The following is a 12,564-nucleotide window of genomic DNA, read 5'->3' on the forward strand; positions in this document are numbered from 1 at the left end:
CTGCCCCGGCCGTATCAGGTACCGGAGTCAGTGTCCGAGCGGGCGATCGCCCGTCGAAGATCCGGGGTCCCGAAGGACCCCGGAGGACGGAAGCCGTCCCAGTACCGATCAGTACTGCTCGGTCTCCACGAAACCCGCGTCCGCGTCGTCGTCGGCGCCGAAGGCGTCGGCGGCGGCGGTCGGGTCGAATCCGGGCGGGCTGTCCTTGAGGGCCAGGCCCATGCCGGCCAGCTTCGCCTTGACCTCGTCGATGGACTTCGCACCGAAGTTACGGATGTCCAGGAGGTCGGCCTCGGAGCGGGCGACGAGCTCACCCACGGAGTGGATGCCCTCACGCTTGAGGCAGTTGTACGACCGAACGGTGAGCTCGAGCTCCTCGATCGGCAGGGCGAGATCAGCGGCGAGGGCGGCGTCCGTGGGGGACGGGCCCATGTCGATGCCCTCGGCGTCGATGTTGAGCTCGCGGGCCAGACCGAACAGCTCGACCAGGGTCTTACCGGCCGACGCCATGGCGTCACGGGGACGCATGGCCTGCTTGGTCTCGACGTCGACAATCAGCTTGTCGAAGTCGGTGCGCTGCTCGACACGGGTCGCCTCGACCTTGTACGTGACCTTCAACACCGGCGAGTAGATCGAGTCGACCGGGATGCGCCCGATCTCCTGACCGACCTGCTTGTTCTGAACGGCGGAGACGTAGCCGCGACCGCGCTCGACGGTCAGCTCCATCTCCAGCTTGCCCTTGCCGTTGAGCGTGGCGAGGACGAGGTCGGGGTTGTGGACCTCGACACCGGCCGGGGGCGCGATGTCGGCGGCGGTGACCAGACCCGGGCCCTGCTTGCGCAGGTACATCACGACCGGCTCGTCGTGCTCCGAGGAGACGACCAGCTGCTTGATGTTGAGGATCAGGTCGGTGACGTCCTCCTTGACGCCCGGCACGGTGGTGAACTCGTGCAGGACACCGTCGATGCGGATGCTGGTGACAGCAGCGCCGGGGATCGACGAGAGGAGGGTCCGGCGCAGGGAGTTGCCGAGGGTGTAGCCGAAGCCCGGCTCCAGCGGCTCGATCACGAACCGGGAGCGGAATTCGTCTACGACCTCTTCGGTCAACGAGGGGCGCTGAGCGATCAGCATGTGGTGATCAGATCCTTCATTCGTGGACGCCCGCTATTTGACGCCCGACAAAATCGGGCCTCCGAAGAGGCCGGGTACAGCAAGGGTACGGGCGATACGGCCCTTTTACGGAGCCGTACCGCCCGGAAACCTCGAACCAGCACTAGCCGTCGAGATCGACGACCGAGCAGCCGTGCGTCAGACGCGGCGGCGCTTCGGCGGACGGCAGCCGTTGTGCGGAGTGGGGGTGACGTCCTGGATGGAGCCGACCTCGAGGCCAGTGGCCTGGAGGGAGCGGATCGCGGTCTCGCGACCGGAGCCCGGGCCCTTCACGAAGACGTCAACCTTGCGCATGCCGTGCTCCTGCGCGCGACGGGCAGCCGACTCGGCGGCCATCTGCGCGGCGAAGGGGGTGGACTTGCGCGAGCCCTTGAAGCCGACGTGGCCGGCGGAGGCCCAGGAGATCACGTTGCCCGAGGGGTCCGTGATCGAGACGATCGTGTTGTTGAACGTGCTCTTGATGTGCGCGTGGCCGTGAGCGACGTTCTTCTTTTCCTTGCGGCGCACCTTCTTGGCAGCGCCCTGACGACCCTTGGGGGGCATCTGTTACTCCTACGGGGAGGTGGTCGGTCCTACAGCGAAGACCGCTGATGAAGCGTTGTCCGCTGAGGACTACTTCTTGCCCGGCTTCTTCTTGCCGGCGATCGCGCGACGCGGGCCCTTGCGGGTACGAGCGTTCGTGCTGGTGCGCTGACCGTGCACAGGCAGGCCACGACGGTGGCGGATGCCCTGGTAGCAGCCGATCTCGATCTTCCGGCGAATGTCGCCCTGGATCTCGCGACGGAGGTCACCCTCGGTCTTGATGTTGGCGTCCACGTACTCGCGGATCTTGACCAGCTCCTCCTCGGAGAGGTCACGAACGCGCGTGTCGGGGTTCACGCCAGTCTCGGCCAGCGTCAGCTGGGAAAGCGTCCGGCCAATGCCGAACACGTAGGTGAGGGCGACCTCCACACGCTTTTCGCGCGGGATGTCGACACCGGAAACGCGTGCCATTCAATGGCTCCAGTTGTCGTTCGGAGGTCTTCCGCAGAACCGGATCCCGCCCGCCGTCGTCCTCTGATCCAGTGGATCGAGCATTCGGTACGAACCGGGTCCCCGGCCTCCGACCGGGGGTGTCAGGCCTGACCGTGATCAGCCCTGGACTCTGCGTATGAACATGTACTGCTTGCGTCGCGCGAGATCTGCGGGTGCAGAAGGTGCGGTCGTGCGTCAGCCCTGGCGCTGCTTGTGGCGCGGGTTTTCGCAGATGACCATGACCCGACCGTGACGGCGGATCACCCTGCACTTGTCGCAGATCTTCTTGACGCTCGGCTTGACCTTCATTAGGTGAGGTTCTCCGGGTCAGTGCCACCCCCCGCGCCCCCGGAACCGGGAACACGGAGCAAGGCAAGATCTACTTGTAGCGGTAGACGATCCGGCCACGCGTCAGGTCGTACGGAGACAACTCCACCACGACCCGGTCGTCAGGGAGGATGCGGATGTAGTGCATACGCATCTTGCCGCTGATATGTGCCAGGACCTGGTGGCCGTTCTGGAGCTCAACCTTGAACATGGCGTTCGGAAGAGACTCGACGACAGTGCCCTCGATCTCGATGGCACCTTGCTTCTTGGCCACGCTTCGCCCTTCGAATCGACTACCTTGATCGACTTCGCGCGAGCGCATGCAGACATGCGGGTGCACGAGAGCCGACGAGTCAGTCTACGTCAGGGCTCCCGGAAAGACGAATTCGTCCCCGGCTTCCTCCGCCACTCATGACGATGCCCCACCCGTCGGCGCGGTATGCGCGAGGGGCGGGGCTGACCGATCGCACGGTCGGCGGAGAAAGAGAGCGGGAAAAGGCGAGGAAAAATATCGAACGCAAGATCGATATCGAGAGATCTCGCGAACATCCTCGCGGACGGTACTCCCGCGCGCCTTCAGCGCGTGAGCTTCAGCTCGCGAGGGGATCAGGCGCCGCCGTGACCCCGTACTCGGCGAGCTTCGCGCGGCCGCAGTCGGGAGCGGTGAGGACCAGCGGCCCCTCCGCCGTCAGCGCCACGGAGTGCTCCCAGTGCGAGGACCAGGTCCCGTCCGTGGTGATCACGGTCCAGTCGTCCTCGAGGACCTCGGTCCGCGGTGTGCCGAGCGACACCATCGGCTCGATCGCCAGGCAGAAGCCGGGAACCAGCTTCGGTCCCTTCCCCCGCTTGCGCTCGACGTAGTTCAGCAGGTGCGGGTCCATGTGCATCTCGGTGCCGATGCCGTGGCCGCCGTAGTCCTCGACGATGCCGTACTTGCCGCCGCCCGGCTTGGGCTGCCGGCGGATGTAGGTCTCGATGGCCCGCGAGATGTCCACGAGCCGGTTGCCCGGCTTCATGGCCGCGATGCCCGCCCACATCGACTCCTCGGTCACCCGGGAGAGCTCGACCAGTTCCGGAGCGTGTCCGGAGCCCACGAACGCGGTGTACGCGGCGTCGCCGTGCCAGCCGTCCACGATCGCGCCGCAGTCGATGGAGATGATGTCGCCGTCCTTCAGGACGGTCTTGTCGTCCGGGATGCCGTGGACGACGACCTCGTTGACCGAGGTGCAGATCGTCGCGGGGAAACCGCCGTACCCGAGGAAGTTCGACTTGGCGCCGTGCTCTTCGAGCACCTTGCGCGCGACCTCGTCCAGATCCCGGGTCGTCGCACCCGGCACCGCGGCTTCCCTCGTGGCCGCGTGGATCGCCGCGACGACCAGCCCCGCCTCACGCATCTTGGCGATCTGCTCGGGGGTCTTGATCTGCACCATGGTGGCTGCGGCCTTTCTGGACCGGAACTGCGGACTACTCCAACGATACGGGGGACTGCTCGCACCCCGCCCGGGATCATGGGACCCCGTCTCGCACAGGGCCTTCGCCCTGCCCGTCTCGCACGTCGGCCGCGGCACCCGGTGAGGGTGCCGCGGCCGATGCGACGTACTGCTTCACGCCCCTTCGCGGTACGTGTACCGCGGAGCGGACCCCGCGCGGACTAGGCGTCCTCGCGGGCGAGCGCCTCCATCGAGCGCGCCGTGACGTCCTCCACCTTGCCGAGCGCCGGGATCGTGACGACCAGGCCCTGGGCCTTGTAGTAGTCGATGATCGGCTCGGTCTGGGTGTGGTAGACCTCCAGCCGCGTGCGCACGGTGTCCTCGGAGTCGTCGTCACGCTGGTACAGCTCGCCGCCGCAGACGTCACAGACGCCTTCCTGCTTCGGCGCCTTGTACGACACGTGGAAGACGTGCGCCGAGTCGTTGCGACAGATGCGACGGCCCGCGATACGGCGGACCACCTCGTCCTCGGGGACCTCCAGGTCCAACACCGCGTCCAGCTTCATGCCCTCGGTGCTCAGCATCTCGTCGAGCGCCTCGGCCTGCGAGACGTTGCGCGGGAAGCCGTCGAGCAGGAAACCGTTCTCCGCGTCGGGCTGCTCCATGCGGTCCTTGGCCATGGCGATGGTGACCTCGTCCGGTACCAGTTCGCCCTTGTCCATGTAGGACTTCGCCAGCTTGCCGAGCCCCGTCTGCTGAGAGATGTTGGCGCGGAACAGGTCGCCCGTTGAGATGTGCGGGATCGCCAGGTTCTTGGCGAGAAACGCGGCCTGCGTTCCCTTCCCGGCACCGGGCGGCCCGACGAGGACGATTCGCATCAGCGGAGGAACCCTTCGTAATTGCGCTGCTGAAGCTGGCTCTCGATCTGCTTCACCGTCTCGAGTCCGACACCCACGATGATCAGGATGCTGGTGCCACCGAACGGGAAGTTCTGGTTTGCATTGAAACCAACCAACGCCACCGTCGGCACGAGAGCGATCAGCCCCAGATACAGCGAACCCGGCCAGGTGATCCGGTTGAGTACGTAGCTGAGGTACTCAGCGGTCGGCCGGCCAGCCCGGATGCCCGGGATGAAGCCACCATACTTCTTCATGTTGTCGGCGACTTCCTCGGGGTTGAACGAGATCGCCACGTAGAAGAACGCGAAGAAAACGATCAGAAGGAAGTACAGAGCGATGTAAATCGGGTGGTCACCCTTGGTCAGGTTCTGCGTGACCCACGTTTTCCACCCGGAGTCGCCCTTCGAGAACTGGGCGATCAGGCTCGGAATGTAGAGCAGCGACGAGGCGAAGATGACAGGAATCACACCCGCCTGGTTGACCTTCAGCGGAATGTAGGTCGAGGTACCGCCGTAGGAACGGCGGCCGATCATGCGCTTCGCGTACTGGACCGGAATCCGGCGCTGCGCCTGCTCGACGAAGACCACCAGGCCGACCATGCACAGACCCACCGCGATGACCGTGCCGAACTCGATCCAGCCACCGGCCAGCTTGCCCTGGATCTTGACGGTCCACAGGGCGCTCGGGAAGGTCGCGGCGATCGAGATGAACATGAGGATCGACATGCCGTTGCCGATGCCGCGGTCGGTGATGAGCTCACCCAGCCACATGACGACACACGTACCGGCGACCATCGTGATGACCATCGTGATGGTCGTGAAGATCGACTGGTCCGGGACGATCTGGTTACCGACCGGGCAGGTACCGAACAGCGCACCGCTACGAGCAGTCGCGACCAACCCGGTGCCCTGGAGAATGGCCAGAGCGACTGTCAGGTAGCGGGTGTACTGCGTGATCTTCGCGGTACCGGCCGAGCCCTCCTTCTTGAGGGCTTCCAGTCGCGGGATCACCACGGTGAGCAGCTGGAGAATGATGCTCGCCGTGATGTACGGCATGATCCCGAGCGCGAAGATCGTGATCTGGAGCAGCGCGCCGCCACTGAACATGTTGATCAGGCTGAACAGCCCACGGTTCGTGTCGGCCGCGTTCATGCACGTCTGGACGTTCTTGTAGTCGATGCCGGGGATCGGGATGTGGGTACCGACCCGATAGACCACGATGATGCCCAGGGTGAACAGCAGTTTCTTGCGCAGGTCGGGCGTCCTGAACGCCCGGGCGAACGCGGTGAGCACGGTGCCTCCTGCGACCCCCGCGCTACCGCGTCCGAGGGTGAGTCTTGAGGTTCGACGGATGACTGACAGCTAACCAACAGTCAAAGACCGCCCGGAGTTCCCGTGAGGCACGCCGGACGAAAATCAACAGTGCAGGCCACCTTACCGGCGACACCGCCCCCCTTGGAACGACCGACCGGAGACAGACACCTCCCGGGGATCGACCGATCGTGTTTACGTCACCCTGTGTGGGCGTTATGCCCCGTCCATCCCCCACTGGATCACAGCCCGACTCTCCGATCAGGCATCGCCGATGCGGTGGCAGCCGAGCACACGACAGCGGGCTGGACTGTACCCGGGCACCTCGGTTCGAGACCACGGCTCTTATGTGAGCGCCTCGTCACCCGCACGAAGAGCGGGCGAGGGTCCTGGGCGGACAAGGGGGGAATCCTTCGCTGACCCGGTCCACACCCCCTCCCATCACCTGCCGCAGTCACGGGCGAGCCCACATCGGCGGCGAGAGCCTCCGCTTCCCCGAAGCGAGACAGAGTCGATCCGGACCGCCGTTCCAACCGGAACGATCCGGGCTAATTCCACAATAGGGCGACTTGCGACCCGGCGGTTGCCTCGCACCTCTCCAGACAGAGTTGCTTCAGACCGCATCCTTGATCGCCTTGTCTGCGTTCATTTTCCATGCTTTCAAATTACGGCGCAGCTGAGCAAGCTCCCCTATTCTCTTGCCGATCACCTTCTTCTCGTAGGTGGACTGAACCTCGGAAGCGACTTCAAGATAGTTCACTGCCTTCTTGCAGGTCATATCCGCAACTGCGGTCTTCTTTTCGCTCTCACTGGGCACGCTTCCGTTCCAGCGGCCATCATCCAGGGCGCGCTCAGGAGATTCATATTCATACCCCTTTTGCCGCATGCAGGAGGACCAGGACCTTATCAGCTCGATATAGCGATGATCCCTCCTTGTCGCGGAAATGGCATCAAGTCGAATGATCCCTACCTCCGCGTCACCCAAGGAAGTGGGGCTGGCCTTTTGGAGCTGTCTGAGCTGAACCCCTCCCCCTTCAAGCCTTTTGGGAACCCTTGAGTTTTTTGTCAGACCGTCAGCCGCAACACCGACACACCCACCCTTGGGCACCGATTCGCCCTTGTACTTCCTGAGGGTCCCATCGAGCAATCCCCGCTGCACTCGGGACGACTTCCTGTCCCAATCGGAGTCACTCGCAGCAGTGGTTCCCTTGGGGGAGTTGTACCCGAGTTCACTTGCTTGAGCTATCGAAAACACGAGAAACTCAGAATGCTTACGCGTGCTTGACGTCTCTTCGGGAGTCGGCATCGGATGTTCCGTGTACCCGAACCGCTCGAGGCACTGATTGGTGAGTATCACTTCTGCACGACGCAGGGTCAGAGTGAGCCCCGGCGGGGGAGCATAGGAATCCAGCGGCGTGGACACGGAGCCGGCATCAAGGGCGGCGACGCGCGGGCTCGGGGCGTCAGCGTCAGTGCCAGACCGAGCCCCGGGGCCGCTCGAGCAGCCTGCAGCGGCAACGAGCGAAAGGAGGATCACAATATGCTTGCGCATTTTCTACTTCCACATACGCCGGAGCGGCCAGCCCTTGGGGGGCCGGCCGCTCGATGGGTTACTCAGGGGCAGCCGAACTTCGAGTACGACGAGAACTCGTCGTTGAAGTTGGCGTAAGCGCCCGCGAGATTACCGCCCCAGCCCTTCGGGATGTCCATCTGGATCCCGCTCATGTCCTTGTTCCAGAAGAGGCTGTACCCGTCGCAGGATGTACCAGTGCCCGCCGTGTAAGAAGAAATGGCGTCGTTGATGTTTCCGCTGTGGTTGAACCAATTATTGTTGCCGTTGCTGAAATCTTTGTCCGGCGATCCGAGGTCGAAGTATCCGTCGCTGGCATGCCGGTCGTAAAGACGGTACACACACAGCTCGGTGCTGACACATGTGCCATCCCCTGAACCCGCCGCACTCGCGGACGTCGCAGTACCAAGAACCGCGACGACTCCCGCGGCAACTGCCACTGCGGTCGCACCGAAGAATCGAGTCTTTCGCATTCGGATTCCCTTCCTTCCGATAGAGGCAGCAAGCTGCCTGGATCAGTTGAACAGGGAAGAAGGCAAAATTGGATGCCGTCATACTTGGTCAATGGGCATGACGACATACCCTCCCCCTGAAATTTCACCATCGGTCCATGGCTGGTCCGGCCAAACCGACGATATGATGAAACTAGTATTAAATCGATCATGTTGTCAAGGAAGATTCGCGGCAACCTCTCACGCACCCGTTTCCTCAATACACACCCAAAGAGCCCGCACTAATTCCACTTAAAAGTCATGCCCATGACAAAATTAATGTTCCTTTTGCCCGAATGCACCCGCTCCATCCCGCACCGCCGCCGAGTCCCCTTGAAAACGACCAACCGGGGATGCCCCTTTTGTGGGCACCCCCGGTCGGGATCGTTCAGGTCATCGAGACGCCTGCTGAAATCAGACGAGCTCGGTGACAGTACCGCCGGCGGCGGTGATCTTCTCCTTGGCGGAGCCGGAGACGGCATCCACCGTCACCTGCAGCGCCACGGAGATCTCGCCCTGGCCGAGGACCTTGACGAGGCTGTTCTTGCGAACGGCACCCTTGGCGACGAGACCCTCTACGGTGACCTCGCCACCCTCCGGGTACAGCGCGCCCAGCTTGTCGAGGTTCACGACCTGGAACTCGGTCTTGAACGGGTTCCGGAAGCCCTTCAGCTTCGGAAGACGCATGTGGAGGGGCATTTGGCCACCCTCGAAGCGCGCCGGAACCTGGTAGCGGGCCTTCGTGCCCTTGGTACCACGACCAGCCGTCTTACCCTTCGACGCCTCACCACGACCAACACGGGTCTTGGCGGTCTTGGCGCCCGGGGCGGGACGGAGGTTGTGGATCTTGAGCGGGTTGTTTTCCGCCATGATCAGTCGACCTCCTCGACCGTCACGAGGTGGCGGACGGTGTGAACCATTCCGCGGAACTCGGGGCGGTCCTCCTTGACGACCTGCGTGTTGATGCCCTTGAGACCAAGGGAACGCAGGGTGTCACGGTGGTTCTGCTTGCTGCCGATGTAGGACTTCGTCTGCGTGACCTTGAGGCGAGCCATTACGCACCCGCCCCGGCACGTGCACGAAGGAGAGCCGCGGGGGCGACGTCCTCGAGGGGCAGACCACGGCGAGCCGCGATCTCCTCGGGACGCTGCAGACCCTTGAGGGCCGCCACGGTCGCGTGCACGATGTTGATCGCGTTCGAAGAACCGAGCGACTTCGACAGGATGTCGTGAACGCCGGCGCACTCGAGCACTGCACGCACCGGGCCACCGGCGATAACGCCGGTACCGGGGGAAGCAGGCTTGAGCAGGACGACGCCCGCGGCCTTCTCGCCCGTGATCGGGTGCGGGATGGTGCCCTGGATACGGGGGACCTTGAAGAAGTGCTTCTTGGCCTCTTCAACACCCTTGGCGATCGCGGCCGGCACCTCCTTGGCCTTGCCGTAACCGACACCGACGGTGCCATCGCCATCGCCTACCACGACCAGCGCGGTGAAGCTGAAGCGACGACCACCCTTCACAACCTTGGCGACGCGGTTGATCGCGACGACGCGCTCAACGTACGCGGTCTTCTCGGCAGCAGCTGCGCCGCCGTCACGGCCCTTCCGGTCCCGCCGCTCGCCGCCACCGGCACCGCTTCCGCGGCGCTGGGGTCCAGCCATTGGATTACCTCTCTCTTTTTCCGCTAGCTACGCAGCGTCAATGAAGTCACTGCGCGACGGGCGACTCAGAACTTGAGTCCGGCTTCGCGGGCGGCGTCCGCCAGGGCGGCGATGCGCCCGGCGTACTGGTTTCCACCACGGTCGAATACGACAGCCTCGACACCGGCGGCCTTGGCGCGCTCGGCGACCAGGGCGCCGACCGACTTGGCCTGCGCGGACTTGTCGCCCTCGGCACCGCGGACCGTGGTGTCCAGGGTCGACGCCGACGCGAGGGTGTGACCCTTAACGTCGTCGATGACCTGGGCCACGATGTGGCGGTTGGAGCGCGTCACGACCAGGCGCGGACGCTCAGCCGTACCCGAGATGTGCTTACGGATCCGGATGTGACGACGCTTGATGGCAGCACGCTTGTAAGCGTCGCCCTTAGCAATCTTGACACCGTATGCCATGGCTTACTTACCCGCCTTTCCGACCTTGCGCCGGACTACTTCGCCCTCGTACTTGACGCCCTTGGCCTTGTACGGGTCGGGCTTGCGCAGCTTGCGGATGTTGGCCGCAACCTCGCCGACCTTCTGCTTGTCGATTCCCTCGACCGAGAAGTGCGTCGGGTTCTCGACCTTGAACGAGATGCCCTCGGGCGCCTCGACCGTGATCGAGTGGCTGTAGCCGAGCGAGAACTCCAGGTTGGAGCCCTTCGCCAGGACGCGGTAACCGACACCGCTGATTTCGAGCTTCTTCACGTAACCCGCGGTCACGCCGGTGATCATGTTCGCCACCAGCGTGCGGGACAGGCCGTGGAGGGCCTTGTTCTGACGCTCGTCGTTCGGGCGGGTGACATTGAGAATGCCGTCCTCGCCCTTGGCGACCTCGATCGGCGCCGCGACGGTGTGGGAGAGGGCGCCCTTGGGACCCTTCACCTGGACCGTACGGCCATCGATGGTGACGTCCACGCCGGCGGGAACCGTGATGGGGAGCTTGCCAATACGCGACATAGCTGTTTCCTCCGTTCCCTTCTACCAGACGTAGGCGAGGACTTCTCCGCCTACGCCCTTCTTGCCGGCCTGCTTGTCGGTGAGGAGACCGTGAGACGTGGAGATGATCGCCACGCCGAGGCCACCGAGCACCCTGGGCAGGGAGGTGGACTTCGCGTACACACGCAGACCAGGCTTCGAGATCCGCTTGATGCCCGCGATGGAGCGCTCACGGTTCGGGCCGAACTTCAGCTCGAGGACGAGCTTCTTGCCGACCTCGGCGTCCTCGACCTTCCAGCCGGTGATGAAGCCCTCCTGCTGGAGGATCTCTGCGATGTGCGACTTGATCTTGCTGTGCGGCATCGCGACATCGTCGTGGTACGCCGAGTTCGCGTTACGCAGACGAGTAAGCATGTCTGCGATGGGATCAGTCATGGTCATGAATTGGCCTTCGGCCTCTCTCGCCGGGGTTTCCTGTATGCGCCATCCCTCTCCCCACTCAGTGGCGGGACGGGTGCGGTGCGGGGACCTACGGCGTAGTAAGTCGTCTGGGCGTCAGGCGCCCAACCCTCCTAGCCTAAGCCATGGAGAGGTGGGCACCTGACAGAGCCCTTTACTTACCGAGAGTCCTGGATCCCTGAATTACAGGGACTACCAGGAGCTCTTGGTCACGCCCGGCAGCTCGCCACGGTGAGCCATCTCACGAAGGCAGATGCGGCACAGGCCGAACTTGCGGTACACGGAGTGCGGACGACCGCAGCGCTGGCAGCGCGTGTAGCCACGCACACCGAACTTGGGCTTACGAGCAGCCTTGGCAATCAGAGCCTTCTTCGCCATCTCGCTTACGCCTCCTTGAAGGGGAAGCCGAGGTGACGAAGGAGCGCGCGGCCCTCAGCGTCGTTGGTCGCCGTGGTCACCACGGTGATGTCCATACCCCGGGTGCGGTCGATCTTGTCCTGGTCGATCTCGTGGAACATGACCTGCTCCGTGAGACCGAAGGTGTAGTTGCCACGGCCGTCGAACTGCTTGGGGGACAGACCACGGAAGTCGCGGATGCGCGGAAGCGCGAGCGACAGGGTGCGGTCCAGGAACTCCCACATGCGGTCGCCACGAAGCGTGACGTGGGCACCGATCGGCTGACCCTCACGCAGCTTGAACTGCGCGATGGACTTGCGGGCCTTGGTGACGGCCGGCTTCTGCCCGGTGATGGTGGTCAGGTCACGGACGGCACCGTCCATGAGCTTCGAGTCACGGGCGGCGTCGCCGACACCCATGTTGACCACGATCTTCACGAGGCCCGGGGTCTGCATGACGTTCTCGTAGGAGAACTCTTCCTGCAGCTTGCCCGCGATCTCCTCGCGGTACTTCGTCTTGAGACGCGGAGTGGTGGTAGCCATCAGATGTCCTCACCCGTCCGCTTGGCAACGCGGATCTTGTTGCCCTCTTCGTCGAAGCGGTAACCGACGCGCGTGACGACCTTGTTGCCGTCCTTCTCAACGACCAGCTGGACGTTGGAGACGTGGACGGGCGCCTCGGTCGTGACGATGCCACCGGCCTGCGAACCCTTGGCGGTCGGACCGGCCTTCGTGTGCTTCTTGACCCGGTTGACACCCTCGACCAGGACGCGCTCGTCGCGCGGGTAAGCGGCAATGACCTTGCCCTGCTTGCCCTTGTCCTTACCGGTGATGACCTGAACCAGGTCGCCCTTCTTGATCTTCATGC

General features: G+C 63.9%; 19 protein-coding genes. All 19 read right to left on the reverse strand.

Annotated features, from left to right (window positions below; all coding sequences use genetic code 11):
- Positions 1 to 108: 108 nt before the first annotated feature.
- Positions 109 to 1,131 (reverse strand): DNA-directed RNA polymerase subunit alpha, encoded by a 1,023-nt coding sequence (locus tag ABZV42_RS31665; RefSeq protein ID WP_003966937.1) that lies wholly within the window; start codon positions 1,129 to 1,131, stop codon positions 109 to 111.
- 177 nt (positions 1,132 to 1,308) lie between these two features.
- Positions 1,309 to 1,713 carry a 30S ribosomal protein S11 gene (gene rpsK / locus ABZV42_RS31670; RefSeq protein WP_003956432.1) on the reverse strand — a complete coding sequence of 135 codons (405 nt, stop codon included), beginning with the start codon at positions 1,711 to 1,713 and terminating at the stop codon, positions 1,309 to 1,311.
- A gap of 69 nt (positions 1,714 to 1,782) precedes the next feature.
- Positions 1,783 to 2,163 (reverse strand): 30S ribosomal protein S13, encoded by a 381-nt coding sequence (gene rpsM, locus ABZV42_RS31675; protein WP_355991343.1) that lies wholly within the window; start codon positions 2,161 to 2,163, stop codon positions 1,783 to 1,785.
- A 216-nt stretch (positions 2,164 to 2,379) separates the two neighbouring features.
- Positions 2,380 to 2,493, reverse strand: a complete 114-nt coding sequence (rpmJ, locus tag ABZV42_RS31680; RefSeq protein WP_003998809.1) for a 50S ribosomal protein L36 — start codon at positions 2,491 to 2,493, stop codon at positions 2,380 to 2,382.
- Between the two features lie 70 nt (positions 2,494 to 2,563).
- Positions 2,564 to 2,785, reverse strand: coding sequence for a translation initiation factor IF-1 (infA, locus tag ABZV42_RS31685; RefSeq protein ID WP_003948620.1), 222 nt, complete (start codon positions 2,783 to 2,785; stop codon positions 2,564 to 2,566).
- Positions 2,786 to 3,101: 316 nt separating this feature from the next.
- Positions 3,102 to 3,941 (reverse strand): type I methionyl aminopeptidase, encoded by an 840-nt coding sequence (map, locus tag ABZV42_RS31690; RefSeq protein WP_355991346.1) that lies wholly within the window; start codon positions 3,939 to 3,941, stop codon positions 3,102 to 3,104.
- Positions 3,942 to 4,162: 221 nt separating this feature from the next.
- Complete coding sequence (locus tag ABZV42_RS31695; RefSeq protein WP_356054755.1) at positions 4,163 to 4,819, reverse strand: adenylate kinase; 657 nt, start codon at positions 4,817 to 4,819, stop codon at positions 4,163 to 4,165.
- Positions 4,819 to 6,132, reverse strand: coding sequence for a preprotein translocase subunit SecY (gene secY, locus ABZV42_RS31700; RefSeq protein WP_356054757.1), 1,314 nt, complete (start codon positions 6,130 to 6,132; stop codon positions 4,819 to 4,821). Before secY ends, ABZV42_RS31695 begins: the two co-directional genes overlap by 1 nt.
- Positions 6,133 to 6,763: 631 nt before the next feature.
- Positions 6,764 to 7,456, reverse strand: a complete 693-nt coding sequence (locus ABZV42_RS31705) for a hypothetical protein (RefSeq protein WP_356054759.1) — start codon at positions 7,454 to 7,456, stop codon at positions 6,764 to 6,766.
- A gap of 308 nt (positions 7,457 to 7,764) precedes the next feature.
- A complete protein-coding gene (locus ABZV42_RS31710) occupies positions 7,765 to 8,193 on the reverse strand; it encodes a hypothetical protein (RefSeq protein ID WP_356054761.1) in 429 nt (142 codons plus the stop codon).
- Between the two features lie 432 nt (positions 8,194 to 8,625).
- The gene (gene rplO / locus ABZV42_RS31715) at positions 8,626 to 9,081 is read right to left on the reverse strand and encodes a 50S ribosomal protein L15 (protein WP_355987600.1); all 456 of its coding nucleotides are present in this window, start codon (positions 9,079 to 9,081) and stop codon (positions 8,626 to 8,628) included.
- Positions 9,082 to 9,083: 2 nt separating this feature from the next.
- On the reverse strand, positions 9,084 to 9,266 hold the full coding sequence (gene rpmD, locus ABZV42_RS31720) for a 50S ribosomal protein L30 (protein ID WP_055553514.1): 183 nt from the start codon (positions 9,264 to 9,266) through the stop codon (positions 9,084 to 9,086).
- Positions 9,266 to 9,871, reverse strand: a complete 606-nt coding sequence (rpsE, locus tag ABZV42_RS31725) for a 30S ribosomal protein S5 (protein ID WP_006376045.1) — start codon at positions 9,869 to 9,871, stop codon at positions 9,266 to 9,268. Before rpsE ends, rpmD begins: the two co-directional genes overlap by 1 nt.
- A 65-nt stretch (positions 9,872 to 9,936) precedes the next feature.
- Complete coding sequence (gene rplR / locus ABZV42_RS31730) at positions 9,937 to 10,320, reverse strand: 50S ribosomal protein L18 (RefSeq protein WP_168510320.1); 384 nt, start codon at positions 10,318 to 10,320, stop codon at positions 9,937 to 9,939.
- A gap of 3 nt (positions 10,321 to 10,323) precedes the next feature.
- Positions 10,324 to 10,863 (reverse strand): 50S ribosomal protein L6, encoded by a 540-nt coding sequence (gene rplF, locus ABZV42_RS31735; protein ID WP_355987598.1) that lies wholly within the window; start codon positions 10,861 to 10,863, stop codon positions 10,324 to 10,326.
- Positions 10,864 to 10,884: 21 nt separating this feature from the next.
- A complete protein-coding gene (rpsH, locus tag ABZV42_RS31740; RefSeq protein WP_261705332.1) occupies positions 10,885 to 11,283 on the reverse strand; it encodes a 30S ribosomal protein S8 in 399 nt (132 codons plus the stop codon).
- Between the two features lie 210 nt (positions 11,284 to 11,493).
- Positions 11,494 to 11,679 carry a type Z 30S ribosomal protein S14 gene (locus ABZV42_RS31745; protein ID WP_261705331.1) on the reverse strand — a complete coding sequence of 62 codons (186 nt, stop codon included), beginning with the start codon at positions 11,677 to 11,679 and terminating at the stop codon, positions 11,494 to 11,496.
- Between the two features lie 5 nt (positions 11,680 to 11,684).
- Entirely contained in the window at positions 11,685 to 12,242 is a 558-nt protein-coding gene (gene rplE, locus ABZV42_RS31750; protein WP_351126653.1) for a 50S ribosomal protein L5, read from the reverse strand.
- On the reverse strand, positions 12,239 to 12,562 hold the full coding sequence (rplX, locus tag ABZV42_RS31755) for a 50S ribosomal protein L24 (RefSeq protein ID WP_328449240.1): 324 nt from the start codon (positions 12,560 to 12,562) through the stop codon (positions 12,239 to 12,241). The genes rplE and rplX overlap by 4 nt, the downstream gene beginning before the upstream one ends.
- Between the last annotated feature and the right edge of the window lie 2 nt (positions 12,563 to 12,564).

It is taken from the genome of Streptomyces sp. NPDC005281 (assembly GCF_040607495.1).
GTDB lineage: Bacteria > Actinomycetota > Actinomycetes > Streptomycetales > Streptomycetaceae > Streptomyces.